Origin of the sequence: Psychrobacter immobilis (assembly GCF_904846175.1) — a bacterium.
Classification (GTDB): Bacteria; Pseudomonadota; Gammaproteobacteria; order Pseudomonadales; family Moraxellaceae; genus Psychrobacter; species Psychrobacter immobilis_E.
The window spans coordinates 65,973-85,972 of record NZ_CAJGZM010000006.1 but is presented as its reverse complement, the minus strand read 5'-3'; the positions used below and the strand labels follow the sequence as shown (position 1 = coordinate 85,972).

At 42.8% G+C, this 20,000-nt stretch carries 14 protein-coding genes; 5 read left to right on the top strand and 9 right to left on the bottom strand.

What is annotated here, in order from left to right; translation table 11 throughout:
• Positions 1–184 precede the first annotated feature (184 nt).
• Together JMW39_RS09360 and JMW39_RS09355 are read left to right on the top strand one after the other, a co-directional pair.
• Positions 185–598: a hypothetical protein gene (locus tag JMW39_RS09360; protein WP_201546227.1), complete on the top strand. Its 414-nt coding sequence runs from the start codon at positions 185–187 to the stop codon at positions 596–598.
• 320 nt (positions 599–918) lie between these two features.
• Entirely contained in the window at positions 919–1,458 is a 540-nt protein-coding gene (locus JMW39_RS09355; RefSeq protein ID WP_227679475.1) for a hypothetical protein, read from the top strand.
• Between the two features lie 47 nt (positions 1,459–1,505).
• Here JMW39_RS09355 and JMW39_RS09350 read toward each other — a convergent pair whose 3' ends face one another.
• From JMW39_RS09350 to JMW39_RS09335, 4 genes are all read right to left on the bottom strand, one after another.
• On the bottom strand, positions 1,506–3,857 hold the full coding sequence (locus JMW39_RS09350) for a DUF2971 domain-containing protein (RefSeq protein ID WP_201546225.1): 2,352 nt from the start codon (positions 3,855–3,857) through the stop codon (positions 1,506–1,508).
• 3 nt (positions 3,858–3,860) lie between these two features.
• Positions 3,861–5,948, bottom strand: coding sequence for an NAD-dependent DNA ligase LigA (gene ligA, locus JMW39_RS09345; RefSeq protein ID WP_201546224.1), 2,088 nt, complete (start codon positions 5,946–5,948; stop codon positions 3,861–3,863).
• A gap of 241 nt (positions 5,949–6,189) precedes the next feature.
• Positions 6,190–7,206 (bottom strand): cell division protein ZipA C-terminal FtsZ-binding domain-containing protein, encoded by a 1,017-nt coding sequence (locus tag JMW39_RS09340; protein WP_201546223.1) that lies wholly within the window; start codon positions 7,204–7,206, stop codon positions 6,190–6,192.
• A 216-nt stretch (positions 7,207–7,422) separates the two neighbouring features.
• Positions 7,423–11,370 carry an AAA family ATPase gene (locus JMW39_RS09335; protein ID WP_201546222.1) on the bottom strand — a complete coding sequence of 1,316 codons (3,948 nt, stop codon included), beginning with the start codon at positions 11,368–11,370 and terminating at the stop codon, positions 7,423–7,425.
• Between the two features lie 139 nt (positions 11,371–11,509).
• On the opposite strand from JMW39_RS09335, the gene JMW39_RS09330 reads away from it, so the two are divergent.
• Entirely contained in the window at positions 11,510–11,809 is a 300-nt protein-coding gene (locus tag JMW39_RS09330; protein ID WP_201546221.1) for a DUF4298 domain-containing protein, read from the top strand.
• Here the strand turns inward: JMW39_RS09330 and JMW39_RS09325 are convergent, their stop codons facing one another.
• Complete coding sequence (locus JMW39_RS09325; RefSeq protein ID WP_201546220.1) at positions 11,810–12,757, bottom strand: STM4504/CBY_0614 family protein; 948 nt, start codon at positions 12,755–12,757, stop codon at positions 11,810–11,812. It abuts the gene before it with no gap.
• Between the two features lie 45 nt (positions 12,758–12,802).
• Complete coding sequence (locus JMW39_RS09320; RefSeq protein ID WP_201546289.1) at positions 12,803–13,606, bottom strand: sulfite exporter TauE/SafE family protein; 804 nt, start codon at positions 13,604–13,606, stop codon at positions 12,803–12,805.
• Positions 13,607–13,806: 200 nt separating this feature from the next.
• On the opposite strand from JMW39_RS09320, the gene JMW39_RS09315 reads away from it, so the two are divergent.
• Both JMW39_RS09315 and JMW39_RS09310 read left to right on the top strand, forming a co-directional pair.
• On the top strand, positions 13,807–14,769 hold the full coding sequence (locus tag JMW39_RS09315; RefSeq protein ID WP_201546219.1) for a biotin--[acetyl-CoA-carboxylase] ligase: 963 nt from the start codon (positions 13,807–13,809) through the stop codon (positions 14,767–14,769).
• A 38-nt stretch (positions 14,770–14,807) separates the two neighbouring features.
• Complete coding sequence (locus JMW39_RS09310) at positions 14,808–15,536, top strand: pantothenate kinase (RefSeq protein WP_201546218.1); 729 nt, start codon at positions 14,808–14,810, stop codon at positions 15,534–15,536.
• A 103-nt stretch (positions 15,537–15,639) separates the two neighbouring features.
• On the opposite strand, the gene JMW39_RS09305 is transcribed toward JMW39_RS09310, so the two are convergent.
• From JMW39_RS09305 to JMW39_RS09295, 3 genes are all read right to left on the bottom strand, one after another.
• Positions 15,640–16,827: an isovaleryl-CoA dehydrogenase gene (locus JMW39_RS09305; RefSeq protein ID WP_201546217.1), complete on the bottom strand. Its 1,188-nt coding sequence runs from the start codon at positions 16,825–16,827 to the stop codon at positions 15,640–15,642.
• Positions 16,828–16,907: 80 nt separating this feature from the next.
• Positions 16,908–17,828: a hydroxymethylglutaryl-CoA lyase gene (locus tag JMW39_RS09300; RefSeq protein ID WP_201546216.1), complete on the bottom strand. Its 921-nt coding sequence runs from the start codon at positions 17,826–17,828 to the stop codon at positions 16,908–16,910.
• 14 nt (positions 17,829–17,842) lie between these two features.
• The gene (locus JMW39_RS09295; protein ID WP_201546215.1) at positions 17,843–19,945 is read right to left on the bottom strand and encodes an acetyl/propionyl/methylcrotonyl-CoA carboxylase subunit alpha; all 2,103 of its coding nucleotides are present in this window, start codon (positions 19,943–19,945) and stop codon (positions 17,843–17,845) included.
• Between the last annotated feature and the right edge of the window lie 55 nt (positions 19,946–20,000).

Genomic DNA, 20,000 nt, shown 5'->3' with positions numbered 1-20,000 from the left:
GCAGCGTTACATTAGTCAGTGTTTAAGTAACTTAACGAACATGTAACAAACAATTTCTAACATTATCTGAAAAGGCTTTTCGTTAACATATGCGCTATATGCTTAACGCATCGTTAAAAAGCACATTATTAGAAAAATCCCAGCCAAAAAAGCACATAAATTTTTTACACCTTTGGAGAAAACCATGAATACCCTAACCAAATTCGCTATTGCCCTACCTACTCTTGCTCTACTAAGCGCCTGTGCCACTACCGCACCTACTACCCCAAACAAAACCCCTGCTTCAGAAAGCGTAACCGATGTCGCTTATGATCGCATGGCACCAGCACCTTATACTTGTACTGATGGCAGCAAAATCTTGGCAAAACAGTCAATTAATAAAAAACAAGTCATGCTAGACGCGACCTTACCTAAAGTGAACTGGGCAAATCAGCCTATCATCTTAAATGGCGGCGTCCAAGGTGATACTGCAAGCTATGTCAACGAATCAAACTCTGAAGTGGTCTATGCATGGCACATGAAAGAAGACAAAGGTATTTTCGCCATGAAATGGGCAAACGGTAAAGAATATCAAGTAAACTGTCAGGTAGGTAGATAATAATTTTGGTTTAATCGTTAATTGATAATGATAAACCTATAATTATTAGACTTAGCATTATTATAAACAGTCATCATTTGGTGACTGTTTTTTTATGGCTAAAAATCAAACTGTATCATCGCCAATGCCTTGTTTAATAACTTACTTAATGCATTTTTTCTTTTATATCAGTCTACTGTCATTCGTTATTAATAAGAAATTACCTTTTGCAGCATTTAGCTAGAGAAGCACGTTAAAAGCTGTCAAAATAGTTCATCTATAAAAACAGCTCATGACCCACTAATAAAGAGAGTAACTCAATGATAAAGCGCTTATTAAGTATGATGATAATAGCTAGTGCAGGCATGATGACACTAACGGGCTGCGATAATAGCGCTGACAACTCTAATGGCACTGATAGCGTTGATAGCATTGATAGCTCTGATAAAGACTCAGTCACAGCAGCGCCTGATGCGGCAAAAGCTAACACCATTGATTGGTCACTGGTCGCAAGCGGCGAAAAAGCTGCTGACCGTACGAATTATAAATATCCGTTTGCGCTTGATAGCCAAAATGTACGCGATTATGCGGAATATTTTAAATTAGATAACGCCACCGCTCAGCACAACCTGACGATAAGCATGGCAAGCAACGAAGCGCTGTCAAAGGTGCTCGATCAGCTTAGCGAGAGCTATACTTCACATGAAATCATTGATAGTAAAGACATGAAACTTGTCATCCATACCACGCCTGATGTCGCTGCCAGTAGCTATGATTATGTACTGTCAGATGACTTTGCTAAAGGACTGGTATTGCCTATCGTGATTCAGCCAGATGGTAAGAAAGGTGAGGTAAAGGCGCATGGTGAGGTGGCGGAGTAGAAGAGTTGGTAGCGTGTGTTTTGATTTATGTGACACACGCCAAGATATTAAGTCTGACGATAAGGGTTATTTGAGGTTTCTACTGTTACTTCCTTTTTATCGCAAAGTAGGTTAGCTATATAAGGCTGAAATTTCTTAGCAGCAGGAGCAATATAGACCTTATCTAAATTCGATTTTACATCAGGTTCATATTCAACATATAAGAATTTCCCGAAAGTCATTTTCACTTCAGGGTTATCTAGTGCAGTAATGTAGATCACTCTACACTCTTGCTCTTCTTGAAAAGCCGAGTGTTTAATAAGATACTTTAACGGCACAAGAATTTCATCTAACAATGTTTCAATATTGTTCAATATATCCTTTTCAACATTTTTTAGTTTCACTTTATCGAAAATTATTTTTTGATAAAGCACTTTAAGCTTTATAAATAAGATTTTAAATTGTTCAGTCTTGTTGAACATATATTTTTCGTAAATATCCCATTCTATTTCTGCTTTACTTTTTTTTGAAATAGTAAGTATTCGCTGTTTTTCTACTATAGATATATCTTGATGCTCAACTTTTATATAGCCATACTCTCTGAAAAAAGTTAATCGATTTCTTTGGGCTAGATGTATGTATTCTGATGTTGGATCAATATATACACAGCGAATAACAGGTAACTTCTTAACCTTTTTCGTTTCTTCATTAACTTTAAGAATTTCTTCCTGAAAACTATATTCTGTCTCAAAATTACTCGTGTCATGAATGGAACTTTGAGAATTAGATATATTAGATAAAAATGGAATAGCATCTACTTTACTTATAGATTGGAAAAATTCTTTTTTAAAAACAAGACTTACACCTGATGCTTCTTGATTATCCGTTTTACCGTATAACCTAAACTGATTTAAACTATCGTGATTGAATGTAAAACAACTAATGAATGCATGTAGGTTCTCATCAAAATCTGGAGCATAATATTCTTTCTCTTCATTTTCCTCATAACTCAGATAGTTGCTTAGCAAATGCCCTTCACTTGGGTCATTAAAATTACTTACTGTGTTCAAGCGAAAAGAGCTTGGTAAATTATTTTCACTATCAAAATTTAATAACTTATTTGTAGTATCTGTACTCGTATAATGCGCTAGTTTCCTCTCAGGTGATTTAGAAACAACAACATTTTTATTATTATTTTCTGATTTCAAATGATCTTCATTAAAATCTAATGTCAAAACATTAACAATTTTTTTTATTAGTTCCATTAAATCTAAAGACTTATCACCAATATTAAAAGTGTTCTCATTAACTAATAACTCGCAAACTTTGCTGTAGCAATATGATTCATAAGGATAGAAATCTTTCGCATTTTCAAAAGCTACTTTAGCACTGATAATATCTCCAAAATCACTACTCAGAATTAGCTTCTTTCCTATTCTATATTGAGCCTGAGCATATGCTTTAGGTTCTTCCGAACGCTTAATATTACTTAATTTTTCTAATAACTCATTATTAAATTGAGTATTATCTACTATATTCTTAATACTATTTTGTGCACTTTTATAAACTTCCGGTTCATCAGAATATTTTATATTTTTCAATGCTAATAAGGCACCTTCAAAGTTATCTAACTCCATCAAAGTGACACCTGTATTAAACTGTGCCTTTGCATACGCTGCCGAGTTATCTAAGCGCTTAACCTTACTCCAAGCTATTAATGCTTCATCAATCTTGTTATTAATCTTTAATTCATACCCTATACCAAATTGTGCATCTGCAAATATTTTAGGATCATCCGTTTTTTTAATATTACTCCATGCTACTATTGCTGATTTTCTATCAATGTCTTTCTCTATGAGAATAGCGCCGATACTAAACTGAGCTTTAGCATAGGCAAGTGGGTCGTCAGCGCGGCTTATATTGCTCCAAAAATTTATAGCTCCTTTAGAATCACCTTCTACAAGTGAAATCTCTGCAATACGAAACTGTGCTTCAATAAAAAGCTCTAAGCTATCTTCACGCTTAATGTTCTTGTAAGCTTTTATCGATTCTAAACTACGATTTAATTTGTATAATACTCGACCAGTATAAAATTGTGCATAAGCATATGCGACTGGACTATCAGAACGGGTTACTTTACTCCATTCTATCAAAGCACGTTCATCATCGTCTCCTTGCTTAAACATGACTCCAATATCTACTCGAAGTTGAGCATAAAGTTCAGGATTATCTTCATTTTCAATTTTATTCCATGCTTCCAAAGCACTCTTTAAGTTATTGCTTTTAAAGTATGCATTTCCTATATTGAATTGAGCTGCCGCAAAAAATTCGTCGCCATCTTTCTCACGAGTTATTTTCTGCAACTCTTCAATTTCTTTTTTAGTTTCTTCATCCAAACCTTTCAAATCATCAACATTCATACCCTACTCCGCAACCAAAGCCAAAAACTCTTCCTCACCCACCACTTTCACGCCTAGTTTCTCTGCCTTTGCCATTTTCGAACCAGCCTTATCACCTGCCAGCAGCGCAGTCGTTTTTGCCGAGATACTACCTGAGACTTTGGCACCGAGCGCTTGTAGTTTGGCTTTGGCTTCATCGCGCGCCATACTATCGAGCGCGCCCGTGATGACCCATGTTTGCCCATCGAGCGGCAATCCCTCTGACACCACTTGCTCAACCTTATCCCAGTGCACGCCCGCTTCACGTAATGCGGTGATGACTTCGATATTATGCGGCGCGCGGAAGAATTTATAAGCAAGCTCAGCGGTGATTGCGCCAACGTCAGGCGTTTGTAGGAGCTTGTCGATATCTGCTGCCATCAGGCTATCAAGGTCGCCAAATTGCTGCGCCAAATTCTGTGCTGTTGTTTCACCGACACCGCGAATACCAAGCGCATAGATAAAGCGTGCGAGCGTCGTCTGCTTACTGGTTTCAATGGCACTCAGGATGTTTTGAACAGATTTTTCGCCCAGTTTCTCAAGCGTAATCAGCTCGTCTTGATGTTTATGCAACTGATAAATATCGGCGACAGTCTTGACCAAACCGTGCTCAAAAAAGCTAATCAACCAACTTGCACCTAAACCATCAATATCCATTGCTCGACGTGAGACAAAGTGTATGAGCGCCTCGACCTGCTGGGCGGGACAAAATAGCCCACCGGTACAGCGTGCCAAGGCTTCGTCTTTGGGCAATACCACTGGCGAATCGCAAACGGGGCAGGTCGACGGTAGCTGTACAGGTTCAGAGTTTTCTGGACGTTGCTCATGCCAAACGCGAGTAACTTTCGGAATAACGTCGCCTGCGCGGTGTACGCTGACCATATCGCCTGCACGCACATCCAAGCGCTGAATCTCACCAAAGTTATGCAAGGTGACATTACTGACAGTAACGCCGCCGACTTTAACGGGCTCAAGCTTACCTACAGGAGTAATTGCGCCAGTGCGCCCAACTTGCCAATCGATGCTATGCAGACGCGTCATGACAGTTTCTGCCGGAAACTTATAAGCGGTTGCCCAACGCGGCTCACGCGATAAAAAACCAAGCTGCTGCTGCAATGCCAAATTATTGACCTTGATGACCATGCCATCAATCTCAAACGGCAGCTTACTACGTGTTTCAATCATCGACTCATAATAAGCTTGTGCTTCGCGCGGGTTTTGTACCACTCTCACAGCGCTGACGCTAAACCCAATGTCACCGAGCCAAGCCAAGGCGGCTGATTGGGTATCGATAGTCTCAGGTAGACCTTGATTGACTGAATAACAATAAAAAGCTAACGGACGGCTGGCAGCAATCGCCGGGTCTAGCTGACGTAAACTACCAGCGGCGGCATTGCGCGGATTGGCAAAAGTTTTATCGCCTTTTTCTTCCGCTAAGCGATTCAGACGCTCAAAACCTGCTTTGGGCATCAGCACTTCGCCGCGTACTTCTAACAGCTCAATATCAGCGGCAGCGGCTAGCCAAAGCGGTAAATTGCGAATGGTTTTGGCATTTTGGGTAATATCTTCGCCCGTTTGACCATCACCGCGTGTTACCGCTTGGATAAATTGCCCATAAGCGTATTTGAGTGACACTGCCAAACCATCAAGCTTTAGCTCCATCTCATATTCAGGATTTTTCTGTGCGTCATTGAGTCGATCATTGACACGGCGCATAAAGCCATGTAACTCGTCATAATCAAAGACGTTGCCCAATGACAACATCGGAATATCATGAGTGACTTGGGTAAAAGCAGATAGTGGCATATCGCCAACTTGATTGATTGGGCTATCCGGCTGCACCAATTCTGGGTATTGTTCTTCGAGCTCCAATAAAGAGCGACGCAACTGATCGTATTCGCTGTCTTCTAAAATCGGATTATCGAGCACATAATAGGCATAATTATGCGTCTTTAAAGTATCAATCAACGTGCGCATTTGGGTGACGATAGCATCATCATTGCCAGCAGATTTTGCAGTATTGATGTCTTTATTAATGTCTTTAGAGGTAAGCGGTGCGATAGGATCAGTCATAGTCGGCGTCTTTTCTTTGCGATTCAAGATGCCGATATAATAACAAGTTTGCAGGATATGCGGATATCATTTTGTAGAAAACTAATTCTGTTGAAAACTCATTCTGTTGAAAACCAAGTTTATAGAAAATTATGCGAATGAAACGCTCATCAACCAAAAACTAAAAAAGGCAAATAACGTCAAACGCTATTTGCCTTTTTCACTGCTACTAATATTATCAGCTTATGTTAATCAGTTAAAACTAACCTTCATAATCACGCACTTGGTTGCGTAGTTGTTGCTTGTATTCAGGGGTGATTGGATCATTCTCTTCATCTAGCATAACGGCGTCCAAATCGCTTGCCATCATATAAGCAATACTCATCATACTATCAAAACTGCGCAAGGCTTGTGGATGTGGCAACGATAAAAATACCACTACACCATTATAATTATTGGTCGCGACGCTATGCGGATCAAAAGGTGCGATACCACTATCAGTGATGCCCATCATGCTAAACCACAGCATGCCTGTACCGTCTTTTTGCTCATAGCGATGGAACATATTCATCGCGCCATAACGCAGACCGTATTTATCAATTAACGCCAACAAGTCACGACCACGAATCACTGCTGCTGGGCGGTCACGGTATTGGTGCGGCAAGATGGTGATATTAATGTTGTCTTTGGCGTTAATTAACGGACCGTTTTGCGCTTCATCAACCGGCTCTGAGAGATGCTGATCGAGTATCGGACTATTATTATCAAAGCTTGGCTCGTCTACGGTATCAATCACTGGCATCAAACTGTCAGTAGCTGACATGAGGCTTGAAAATGCATCCGGCTCTTGCTCGATATGCATGTGTTCAGCTACTTCTATAAACTCGCTGTTGTCAGTGCGCTGCTGCTCGTCCTGCCAGCGCGCATAGTCGGCGTCATCTATCATGCCACTACTATCATTATTAATATCATGGCGGGCAGCCGTTAGCTGGGCATCGATATTGGTATGAGATTGGCTCAAAGGCTCTTCTTCAACGACGGCATTAAGATAACTGCGATCAGGGGCGATACTGGTTTCGCCTGCGACCGTATCATCTAAGTCTGGCTGCTCGACGATATTGCGCTCATGACGCGGAATAATGGGAATACCATTTTTATCATAATTGACCGCGGCAGCCTCAGCAGTTTTGCGACGCTTAAAGCTACGAATGACCATAAATAGCCCTGCAAGCACGATAAATGCGGCAATAGCGATCAAGATAAACTGGATAGCGGTCATGAGAAATACATCCTAATATATGACAAAAGGGAATAAATAAGAGTGAATAAATGGCAATAGTCTAGCATGGCTAATGAATATCGTCACCATATAGTCATCGTTTATCATTAGCCCCAAATACTTGACTGACTACTTACGTGACTTTAAATTATAGACCTAACTATACCACTGACAATCGCTTGCAGTTATTAATTATTTTGCTACTGTGCGCTGCTCTTAATCAGAAAGGTAACGCGCAGCTTCATCGAGCGAAACGCTGACCAAAGTAGAAATGCCCGCGCTTGGCATGGTGACGCCTTTTAATTCATCAGCAATCTGCATCGTCAGCTTATTATGACTGATAAAGATAAACTGCAAATCGTCTGCTAACTCGTGAATAAGACTGGTAAAACGGGCGACGTTGGCATCATCAAGCGGTGCATCGACTTCATCAAGCACACAAAATGGGGCAGGATGCTGCTTAAATATGGCAAAAATCAAGCTCAGCGCGGTCAAGGTCTTTTCACCGCCTGAAAGCACAGCTAATCGACTGTTACGCTTGCCTTTCGGCTGTGCCATTAAAGTTAGTCCTACCCGCCAATGCTCTGACTTTGGCGCGTTAGCAGGCATATCGTCAGTATTAAGGGTTAAGCTTGCTTGCCCCCCACCAAAGACTTTGGCAAACAAATTGGCAAGCTCGTTATTGACCGCATCCAGCGTCTGCATAAATAGCGTCTTAGTAGTCTCATCAATCGAGGCAATCGCTTCCGTTAACGTCTGCATACTGGCAGCAATATCGGCTGTCTGCTGCGCGAGTGGCTCTAAACGCTCATTAACTTCAGCAAGCTCTGCTACAGCAGCGAGATTGACCGCACCAATTTTACTTAATTGCTGCTCAAGCTTATTAGTCTCAGATTCTAATTCTGCGATTTTATCTGGACGTACACGGCGATCATGAGCAATAAAGTCTGCCAATAAATTTGAGACGCTCATCACTTGTTGTTGTTGCTGTGGCTGCTGCGATATCTCCGATTGCGCTTTATATTTATGACTCAAATTATCATAGGCATCTAGTGCTTCTTGGGTATGGCTACTGGCATCATCCAAACGCGCGGCGCTGAGTGCCAACTCGGTAGCAAGGCGAGCAAGCTCGCTTTGCTGCACTTGCAAGGTATTTTGCAAACTGTCTAGTTCGACCTGTTGCTGACTATATTCCTCTTTAAGCGCCGTTAATGCTGTCTCGCGCGTCGTTAATATTACCTGTTGCTCATCACGCGCTGTTTGTGCCGTCTGCAATGCTGCTTGCAGTGCTGGCAACTTATTTTGCTGCTGCTCATGCTGCGCCTTTAGACTTTTCTCGCTTTGTAGCGACTTTTCATGCTGCTCGGTTGCCCGCGCAAGACTACTCACGCTGTGTTCTAAGCGCATCTCGCTCTGCTGAATACGAAGCTGTAGTGCTTGCCAAGCATCATCATCCGTCTGCCGCGCGCGATTTAGCTCACTACGCTCAGACTGCAATTGCTGACTTAATGCACGCGCATCGGAGATTTGTGGCGTCAGTGCCGCTATATCGCTTTCAATATGTTGCTGCTCATCGTTAAGCGCTTGCTGTTCTTGCTCAAGCTCTTGTTGTTCTTGCTCAAGAGTGGCTTTATCAGCATTGAGGCGTTGGCTATCCGCTTGGATGCGCTCAACATTGGCACGCTCGGTGATCAGCTTTTGCTGATATTGATGTTTATCACGAGTCAATTGGTCAGCCTGAGCGCGCGTTTCTTCTAAGCTGACCGTCAAGGCATCATAGTTGCGCTGGTTATTAGCAATCGCCTTTTGCTGGTCTTGTATTTTGACCTCAAACTCATCAAGCAGATTTTCTAACGCTTGCAGACGGCTACGCTGCTGTAAGCGCTGGCTTAAGAATTGGTTATTGCTATCGTTTTGACCATTTTGCGCGCCAGCAAACTTGCTGAGATTTATCGTACCTTGACGACTGATAAGCCAACCGTCAGTCGTTAGTAAAATAGCTGATGATGGTAAAGATTTTAGGATAATGGCAAGCACTTCTAACGTTTGCTTATTATCTGTCTCAGATTGTGCAATATATAAATAACAGTGCTGCCAAAGCGCTAAATTAGGTGCGGTAATCAGCTCTGATAAAGGCATTATTTTATCAGCCAAAGTATCTGACAATTCGCTAATAAATAAATGTTCTTTACTCTCACTTTGCTTAGCAGATAGCCATAAACTATGACCAGTTTCTATCTGTGATTTATTTTCTTTAGTAGTAAGCTCATTTTTTGCAGTCTGATAAATAAATAAATCTGTTAAGTCATGTTCAAGTGCTTGCCATAAGCTATCGGTTTTTTGAGAGTTATCATTAATCTTTTCACTGCTCGTTTGGTCAGAAATCAGCACATGACTATCGAGCCATAACGCCAATACGCTATCGAGTAGCTGCGCGTGCTGCTGCCCTTTTGCGCTTAAATCAATATGTTCACGTAAGGTGGTAATGGCTAATTCGTTATACTCGCTAGCTACTTCATTTTCTAATGCAGTTTTAACATCAGCAGTTTTTGCGTTAGTAGATTGTTGCGATTTCGGCATAGGCTTAGGATGCAATATCTGGTGCAGAGTATCGTACTCACCTGCTAATACTGCGTGACGTTTTTCATCTTCGCTTAACTCGCGCTGTTGAATGTACAAACGTTGCTGTAACTCATGCGCTTGCAGTTGTAGCTCAGACAAACGCTCATCGATACTATCTTGTTGGCGCTCAATTTGCTGCAGCTGTTTATTTAGCTCAGCAACCTGTGCCTCTAAAGTCTGCTGTAAATTTTTCGTATCAGTTTTTTCTCGCCCATCAGCACTTTCAACTGATGATAGTGACTGTTGTAATTGCTGCCATAAATCCTGCCAATTTTGCTGGCGACGTTGCCATTTATCATGACTTTGCTGCTGGCGTTTTTGTGCTTGGTTATTGATGGCTTGTTGTTGCTCAAGCATGCGCGCAGTATCTTGCAGCCTTGATAGCTGATTTTGCGAGTCATGGTAGGCACGCTGCAATGGTTGCTCGTTGCGTTTATGTGTGTCACGTTTATTGGTTAGCTCGCTAAGCTGTGGGCGCAATTCTTCTAGTACATTTTGTTGCTCAGCTTGCTCAGTTTTTAAGCGCTCAATTTCAGTCACGGCTTGCTGACGCTGCTGCTCTAAGCTCGTAAGCTGCTGTGCGATAGCGTTTAATTGTGATTTAGCATCACCTAATTGATGTTCTGCTTGTTGATAGCTTAATTGTTGCTGATAATGGTTACTTTGGGCATCGTCTTTTAGCCATTGCTCTTGATTGATATGCGCTGCAAGCTTATCTTGTTTGGCTTTTAGCGTTTCATAGCTCGTTTGCAGTTTGGCGACTTCATTAGCGCTACGTTCATAAGCTATTTTTTGCTGCTGCTGATTATGCTTAGCTTGATACAATTGCTGAATAGCAAGTTGTTGCTTGATATCAGCAAGCGTTATTGCCAACTCTTCATAACGCTCAGCACTGGCCGCTTGCTTAGATAAGCGTTTTTGTTGGCTGACTAGCTCACTTTGCATATCATGCAGGCGTGCCAAATTATCTTTAGTTTTCTCAAGCTTCTTTTGCGTTTCTTCGCGGCGCGCTTGATAGCGTGAGACCCCTGCCGCCTCTTCGATAAATTCACGCAACTGCAGCGGGCTAGATTCAACAATCCGCCCAATCATACCTTGCTCGATGACCGCATAACTGCGCGCGCCAAGCCCAGTCCCCAAAAATACATCGACCACATCACGGCGACGACAGCGCGTACCATTGATAAAATAATCAGAGCGTCCCTCTAAATTTACCTGACGACGAACGGATAGCTCTTGATAGAGATTAAACTCATGGCGAATGCCATTCTGCTCATCTTGCGTATGTTCAAAAGTCAGCTCGACACTGGCAACACTTTTGGCCGCTTTATCTTGCGTACCGGCAAAAATGACATCACTCATCGCCCCGCCACGCAGCTGCTTAGCAGAGGTTTCGCCCAGCACCCAACGTATGGCATCAATCACATTAGATTTGCCACAGCCGTTTGGCCCGACAATGGCGGTAATGCCATGGCGAAAGGTAAAAGTCGTAGGATTGGCAAAGGATTTAAAGCCTGCCAGCTTGAGAGATTTTAGACGCATGAAATATCGATAAACTTAGCAAAAACAGGCGGCTATTCTACCTGAAATTGGGCTAGGTTTTTAGGGTTTGTAAGGAATGCTATAATAGGGCTGAAAATTCGCACCATTCATCTAAATAATAAAAATTAAGGGCATTCAAATGACTGATTATAATCCTCAAGAACTACAACAAAAATATGAAGAATGGTGTGAGCTGCATCGTCAACAGCTTGAGGCGCAGCAGCAATTTTTGCGCGCTGAAGCATTGCAAAATGAGTTGAAAGATTACTATCTGAATCCGCAATGGATGACAGACCGTGAAGCGGATCTGCCCATTGAGCATTCGGGTAAAGCGTACTCTATCTTTAGTGAAGATGCGCTGTGGAGTATGCTCAGCGACCATGATGAGGTAGCAAAAAAGTGGATGCGTTTGGGGCTAGATGCGATTGATAAGAAATAATCATTTTAAGCTTTCATCTGCTTTGATTAAAAATACAATGGTAGAGGCTGTCATGTGTAGTACATACTGAATAAGATGTTCAGGAACTTCTATGTCATCATTACCTTTACCATGACCACTCAATTTGTTTCGAGGTGTCCCTATACTCGAAGTAAGCATATTACTTAGTGAATTAAAATGATCAGACCAAAACTTTGGTATCAATTCATTAGCTATGCAACAATCAATAAGCTTCTTTGAGGTGTCCTTTTTACCATATTCCCAGTCACGTTTATCTAATATAATTTTCATGGTGCTTTCAAAGGCTTTGAGACAATCTGTTAGAGCTGAATCGTAACGACCATGACGATAATGTTCGTGAGCCTTTAAGAATTCCTCTTGTGCACCTTTATATATTGGATTACTCAGTAATTGTAAAGCAGGCTTAACTGCTTCAGCATGAATAAATTCAGAATCAATTCTAATAATTTGACCGTTCTCGTATTGATAACCTACGCCATGTTCACGAAAACGTTGATTCAGTTCAGCTATTGTATCGACAATGTCAATTCCTATTTCTCTATGATGATTAAGAGCAAAGGTTTCAGTTTTTTGGGCCATTAGCTCAATTACACTTAAGGATTTTTCAGTATCAGACTCATTTATAAAATAATTAGCAATTTTATCAAAGTAATTATCTGAAGGTAAATGCTTGTTCTCATTATCCCACTTATTTAATTCAAAGACGCCCAACTCTTTACATAAAGTCCTATAACATTTTTCAAGATAAGCTCTATTCAATGAAGCAGGTTGAAACTGATTTTTACGTTTATCTCTATCTATAGTTTCATTCCAAAGATGAACTATTTGAACTTTAAGCTCGCGTGGTAATTCATCGTATTGGTAAACGTCAGGATATTCACCTCGAAGCCTTTTCTGCCTTTTATGGAATAAATCAAAAACAGCCATTTTCAATCCTTAATTATCAATAGTACTTTTCATAAAAGGTGATTTTTACAACACCCCAATCCCACTTAATAACAGCTGTCCACCTGCAAATAATAGCAACACCCCAAAGGCGCGTTTAAGCATTAACGCTGGCAATTTATACGCAAGCTTTGCGCCGAATTTTGCCATCATAAAGCTCACTACTGAAATACATAAAAATGCAGAAATATGTACGAAACCTATCGTACCTTCAGGCAAGTTTTCAACATTTTGACCAAACCATGCAAACCCTAGTGCTCCTGCAACGGCTATAGGTAAACCGCAAGCAGCAGCCGTACCGACTGACTGCTTCATCGTCAGCCCTGCCCAGTTCAAAAACGGCACTGTTAAACTACCGCCACCAATACCAAAAATAGACGACGCCAAACCAATCCCAGTACCAGCACCAAACTGCACACCAGTAGAAGGCAGAGGTTTGCCAAGTTGTTCTTTATTAGAGAAAAACAGCATCTTGATAGCGACTAATAATGCACCACCACCTATAATGGCTTTTAACGCTTGTCCATCAATCGATTCTGCAACGCCTGCACCGATTAGACTACCAATGACCAAACCCAAACCCATTTTACGCCAGATATCCCAGCGCACGCCGCCACGCTTATTGTGCGCAGTCATTGAGCTGATTGAGGTTATAACAATGGTCGCCAAGGAAGTGCCAATTGCTAAATGGGTGACCACTTCAGGAGGGAAATGATAGGCGGTAAAAATCCATACCAATGCTGGTACGATAATCATGCCACCACCGACACCGAACAAGCCTGCGCAAACACCCGCAAATGCTCCTGCAATAACAAACCATACATATAACATCATCCAATCAGCCTTTTATCGCATTTATTTTTATAAAAATTATTTAGTTTTATAATCACTTGTATATCGCATTTGCTAAATTATAATCCGACCTTTATGCTGTTTATTTGATACTGTCTAATCATGACAATCGCGTTAGTATATCAAAAGCTATCTTAAAGACTAGATTAAACCTTATATGAACCAAAGCGACTAAATTTATGCCGTTACCTATATCTATGCCGTCACCAACCAATCCATCTGTCCATTTATCTGAGCTTACCCATCGTCACGTCACTAGCAGCGCTTCTACCAATAGCGAGCTGATTGCAGCGGTACAAAATGGCTCGCTAAATGCCGCAGCCATGTATCTGCTAACCGCTGAAACCCAAAGTGCAGGGCGTGGACAACATGGGCGCTCATGGCAATCACCGCGCGGTAATGTCTATCTGTCTTTATATCATCCGATACATATGCCAATTAGTGGTTTATTGTCGTTAATAATTGGCGTTGAACTGGCAAAAATGCCCATTATCCAAACGCTGAATGAGCAGTTACATGCGCAAGGATTGACACCCATCGGCGTAAAGTGGGCAAATGATTTAGGCTTTTATTCATATCAACATCAAACTGATTTTGAACAAGCTACATCAGAACAGGAAGCGCTGCCATCTCCCTTTCATAAACTGGCTGGCATTTTGATAGAACCTGTATTGCAAGCAGGAAAGTTGGTCGGCGTAGTGATGGGGGTTGGACTCAATGTACAAGCCACTCCAAAGCTGACGGCAGAAACTTGCGAAGGCATGAGTTATCAAGCGATCAGCTTACAAGATATTTACGGTATGCTGGAATCAGATAATACTAATAGCCTACCGACCTTACAAACGCTTTATCAGCAAATTAGTGAGGCATTACTGGCAGCGATGACGCGCTTTGAGCACTTTGATATAGAGAAGCCGACCGGACATAGCTATTATTTGGACAGCTTTTTGCAAGAGTTTGCAACGATGGACGCACTAGCAGGTCTGCGATTACAGGTCACTCAAGACCATGATGATAAAGCGCATGTGGTCACCGGAGACGCCTGCAGTATTGATACAAACGGATGTTTGCAATTACGTCAAGATAACGGTAAGATTTCTGCGCTTTTTACCGGACGCATTGACGTTATTAATAAGGCTTAAATTAAAGACCCAACGGGCACTATATAAAGGGATTTTTTATGCTCTGGTTAGATCTGGGAAACACCCGTCTCAAATACTGGCTGACCGACGATATCGGACAGATAGTCGCACATGATGCCAAGCAACATTTGCAAGCGCCGGCTGAATTACTTATGGGTTTGACCGATCGCTTTGAGCGTTATGCGCCTGACTTTATTGGTATCTCATCAGTGCTAGGCGATGATCTCAATGCTAAAGTATCAGAAACTTTAAGTCGCCTTAATATCCCATTTGAATTTGTCCATGTCGATGCCAATTATCCGCTGATGAAAAGCGCTTATAATGATGAGCAGCTCGGCTGTGATCGTTGGCTGCAAATGCTGGGCGCGGTGGATAAAACCAAACGTCAATGTGTGATTGGCTGCGGTACAGCGGTGACTATTGACTTGATTGACCATGCTGAGCATTTAGGTGGTTACATTTTCCCTAGCATCTACCTGCAGCGTGAGTCGCTATTCTCTGGCACCAAGCAAATCACCATCTCTAACGGTACTTTTGATAGTGTCAGTCAGGGAATTACCACGCAAGATGCGGTACATCGCGGCATATTACTATCTATCGTTGGCGCGATAAACGAGATTAGCCATCGCTATCCCAACTTTGAAGTCATTATGACCGGTGGCGATGCAGCCATTATCGCCCAACATGTTAATCGCCCAGTGCGTATTCGTGATGATTTATTATTAAATGGTCTGGCACGCTATTTTGACCATAGTAAACAGGCATAATTACTGAAAGTCTTTATAAAGCAGAACTAAAAAAAGCAGTACGCTTAAAACGTACTGCTTTTTTGTTATAACTAATACCTAAATGCTTTTACCTAAACATTTTCTATTTCGTCTCGTTAAACAACTCACGACCGACCAGCATACGGCGAATTTCACTGGTACCTGCGCCGATTTCATACAGCTTGGCATCACGCCAGTAGCGACCAAGCGGATACTCATTGGTATAGCCATTACCACCAAAGATTTGAATGCCCTCGCCTGCCATCCAAGTGGCTTTTTCAGCACACCATAAAATCACACTGGCACAATCTTTACGCACTTCTCTACTATGACCTGCGCCACGTTTATCTAACATATCGAGATTTTTACCAACGGTATATAAGAAGCTGCGCCCTGCTTGCAAGATGGTATACATATCGGCAACTTTACCTTGGATAAGCTGGAATTCACCAATCGCTTGACCAAACTGCTTACGGTCGTGGATATAAGGCACGACATTATCCATCACTGCTTGCATGATACCGATAGGACCAGCTGCTAATACCGCACGCTCATAGTCGAGACCACTCATCAGTACCTTAACGCCTTCATTTAGGCTGCCCAAGATATTTTCTTTGGGTACTTCAACATTGTTAAAGGTCATCTCACCAGTATGACTACCGCGCATGCCAAGTTTGTCGAGCTTTTGCGCCGTGCCAAAGCCTGCCATGCCTTTTTCAACGATAAAAGCGGTCATGCCTTTGCCGCCTAGCTCTGGATTGGTCTTAGCATATACAACCATTATGTCAGCATCAGGACCATTGGTAATCCACATTTTGCTACCATTTAGCACATAATGACCGTCTTTCTCTTCGGCTTTCAGCTTCATACTGACCACATCAGAGCCAGCGCCAGTTTCACTCATGGCGAGTGCACCGATAAACTCACCGCTGATAAGTTTTGGCAGATATTTTTGTTTTTGAGCTTCACTGCCGTTACGTTTAATTTGGTTGATACACAGATTTGAATGCGCTCCATAGCTCAGCGCTACAGAGGCAGAGGCGCGGCTAATCTCTTCCATCGCGACCATATGGGCGACGTAACCCATATCAGATCCGCCGTATTCTTCAGGAACGGTGATGCCATGTAGACCAATGTCGCCCATCTTTTGCCACAAATCCATTGGGAACTCATCGCTACTGTCAATCTCGGCCGCACGCGGAGCGATTTCTTTGGCAGCAAACTGCTGCACCATATCACGTAAGGCGTCGATATCTTCGCCAAGCTGAAAATTCAATCCAGGTAAACTCATAACCATTCCTTGTATTTTGATGTTTTAAATCTTGAATTTTAATTTGTTTTTTAAAGCCACTGTGTTTTTAATGCAATTCGTTAAGCCTGACGCTTATTAATTAACGCACGAGCCACGCTTGAACCATTGCGACGACCTAGAAACTCACTAATACGCTCGCCAGCTATGACCAGCTTATCTAAATCAATGCCTGTGCTGATGCCCATACCATGCAGCATATAGACGACGTCTTCGGTGGCGACATTACCCGTTGCACCTTTGGCGTATGGACAACCACCAAGCCCCGCCACTGAGGTATCAAATTCACTGACACCCATTTGTAAGGCGGCTAAAGTATTACTGACTGCTTGACCGTAAGTATCATGAAAATGTCCTGATAACATGCTGATATCGGCGTACTCCAGTGCGGCTTGCAACGCGCGCTGTACCTTGAGCGGCGTACCTACGCCAATGGTATCGGCAATACCAATCTGCTCTGAGCCTATCTCAACCAAACGCTTGGTGACATAAGCCACTTGGCTTGGGTTAATCTCGCCTTCATAGGGGCAACCGACCGTGCAAGAGATAACGCCTCGCACTTTGATACCTTGTGCTTTTGCAGCAGCAGCAACGGGCGCAAAGCGCTCAATGCTTTCATCAATACTGCAGTTGATATTTTTTTGGCTAAAAGTTTCACTGGCTGAGCCAAAAATAACGATTTCATCAGGACGATGCATGATGGCATTTTCAAAACCGCGCATATTGGGCACTAATACCGAATAGCAAACGTCCGCATGGCGTGTGGGCGCCAATGCTTCTAGCAGCGCGCGATTATCACCCATTTGTGGCACCCATTTGGGTGAAACAAAGCTAGTCGCCTCAAGCTTTTTGACACCTGCTGCGATTAAATCATCGATAAGCCTTTGCTTAACCGCCGTTGGTACCGTCATGGCTTCATTTTGCAAGCCATCACGTGGACTGACATCGACGATGGTGACGTGTTCTGGGTACGAGTGCTTCATGCTTATCATCCTTTTTACTTATTATCTGCACTGTCAATACGCAATAGCTCATCGCCATCGGCAACCAAGTCACCAGCGCCAAATAACAATTCTGCCACCACACCATCGGTCGGGGCGGTAATGGTATGTTCAATTTTCATTGCTTCGATAACCGCAAGTGGCTCGCCTTTTTTCACGCTATCGCCAACAGCGACTTTAAAGGCAACGACCTGACCTGGCATTGGTGATTTTAAACTACCAACCGCCGCACTCTCTTCGCCGACGTGCGCCATGATATCAATCAGCGTAATTTCGTCACGACCGCTATCGGTAAACACATAGACGGTCTCATTATGTACCCAGCTTTGGGCGCTAATACGTGCCTCATCTAACCATAACGTATGATTGTGTGCGTCACTACTGACATAACTAACTTGCCCTTCATAAACTCTTTCTGTTTGGGCGGCTACATTAGCATTGCTATTCTCTTGAGTGTGAGCGATTTCTTTTTCAATGACCAGCGTAAAGCTACTCAGATTTTCAGCACCTTTTTTGCCGTCAGAACAATTTGCATTGTGCCAATGACTAATACGAGCAGTGTAAGATTGCTCAGCATAAACCAAGCCAAACGATCTTGTGTAGTCGCTATAAGCACGGAAACCGGTTGGTTTGCTAAACGGATCTGACCCTTGCGTCGTCGCTTCACTGGCAAGCTGCTGAGTAATAGCAGTAACGACAAGCGCTGATAATTCAAGCGGATGCTGATTAAAGAGCTCGTCATGCTCACGTTCAATCAATGCCGTATCAAGATTTGCTTGGCTAAATGATTCTGTATTTATGATATAACGCAAAAACGCGACGTTATTTGGCAGACCGACGATGCGTGTTTGCGCGAGTGCACGGTCAAGTTTGGCCAATGCTTGCTCGCGTGTGGGCGCATGAACGATGAGCTTTGCAATCATAGAATCATAGAACGGACTAATCACATCACCTTCGCGTACGCCATCGTCGATACGCACATCTGCAACATTGAAGGTGCTGTGTTCAGGTTTTTGATAAGTGAATAAAGTACCCGTCGCTGGCAGAAATTCATTGTCAGGGTTTTCAGCACAGATACGTGCTTCAATCGCATGACCGTTAATCGCTAGCTCCTCTTGTTTTTTCGGCAAAGGCAAACCTGCCGCTACTAGTAGCTGCCATTCAACCAAATCTACCCCAGAGATGGCTTCACTAACCGGATGCTCAACTTGCAGGCGGGTATTCATCTCCATAAAATAAAAGTGCATCAAGCCCGCGCGTTGCTCAACGATAAACTCGACCGTGCCTGCACCAAAATAATTGACCGCACGCGCGGCTTCAATGGCAGCGGTGCCCATTGCTTCACGCATCGCCGCGTCAACACCCGGTGCTGGCGCTTCTTCTAATACTTTTTGATGGCGACGCTGTACCGAGCAATCTCGCTCAAACAGATGCACATAATTACCATGGGTATCACCAAATACTTGGATTTCAATATGACGTGGTTTTAGGGCATACTTTTCAATCAGTACTTGATCATTACCAAAACTGGTAATCGCTTCGCGGCGACATGAGTCTAGTAGGTCAATAAAATCGCTGCTCTGTTCAACGATACGCATGCCTTTACCACCACCGCCAGCACTGGCTTTAATCAATACCGGATAGCCGATACTGTCTGCTTGCTGCTGTAAGAATTCTGCTTCTTGATTTTCACCGTGATAGCCGGGTATCAGTGGCACGCCAGCCGCTTCCATCAGGCGCTTAGACTCGGATTTTCCGCCCATGGCGCGAATAGCGTCAGCCGATGGACCGATAAATACCAAACCAGCATCTTGGCAAGCTTGCGCAAAATCCGCATTTTCACTTAAAAAACCATAACCTGGGTGAATCGCTTGTGCGCCAGTTGCTTTGGCAATCGCAATGATGGCATCGCCCTTGAGGTAGCTATCTTTAGGAGCCGAACCACCCAAATAAACAGCCTCATCACAGACAGCAACATGCTTAGCCTCACGGTCAGCATCAGAATAAACAGCAACGGTACTTACGCCCAAACGCTTGGCAGTCGCGGCAACTCGGCAGGCAATTTCACCACGGTTGGCGATTAGAATTTTAGAAAACATAACTATCCCTATGTCTTGTCATTTTTATCGTTTTTTACATTGATAAATAATAAAA

Coding starts and splice junctions, on each gene's coding strand:
- JMW39_RS09350 (WP_201546225.1), bottom strand. CDS start 3,857: ATGAATGTTGATGATTTGAAAGGTTTGGATGAAGAAACTAAAAAAGAA.
- JMW39_RS09335 (WP_201546222.1), bottom strand. CDS start 11,370: ATGCGTCTAAAATCTCTCAAGCTGGCAGGCTTTAAATCCTTTGCCAAT.
- JMW39_RS09315 (WP_201546219.1), top strand. CDS start 13,807: ATGCCGTTACCTATATCTATGCCGTCACCAACCAATCCATCTGTCCAT.
- JMW39_RS09355 (WP_227679475.1), top strand. CDS start 919: ATGATGATAATAGCTAGTGCAGGCATGATGACACTAACGGGCTGCGAT.
- JMW39_RS09360 (WP_201546227.1), top strand. CDS start 185: ATGAATACCCTAACCAAATTCGCTATTGCCCTACCTACTCTTGCTCTA.
- JMW39_RS09330 (WP_201546221.1), top strand. CDS start 11,510: ATGACTGATTATAATCCTCAAGAACTACAACAAAAATATGAAGAATGG.
- JMW39_RS09320 (WP_201546289.1), bottom strand. CDS start 13,606: ATGTTATATGTATGGTTTGTTATTGCAGGAGCATTTGCGGGTGTTTGC.
- JMW39_RS09295 (WP_201546215.1), bottom strand. CDS start 19,945: ATGTTTTCTAAAATTCTAATCGCCAACCGTGGTGAAATTGCCTGCCGA.
- ligA (WP_201546224.1), bottom strand. CDS start 5,948: ATGACTGATCCTATCGCACCGCTTACCTCTAAAGACATTAATAAAGAC.
- JMW39_RS09340 (WP_201546223.1), bottom strand. CDS start 7,206: ATGACCGCTATCCAGTTTATCTTGATCGCTATTGCCGCATTTATCGTG.
- JMW39_RS09300 (WP_201546216.1), bottom strand. CDS start 17,828: ATGAAGCACTCGTACCCAGAACACGTCACCATCGTCGATGTCAGTCCA.
- JMW39_RS09305 (WP_201546217.1), bottom strand. CDS start 16,827: ATGAGTTTACCTGGATTGAATTTTCAGCTTGGCGAAGATATCGACGCC.
- JMW39_RS09310 (WP_201546218.1), top strand. CDS start 14,808: ATGCTCTGGTTAGATCTGGGAAACACCCGTCTCAAATACTGGCTGACC.
- JMW39_RS09325 (WP_201546220.1), bottom strand. CDS start 12,757: ATGGCTGTTTTTGATTTATTCCATAAAAGGCAGAAAAGGCTTCGAGGT.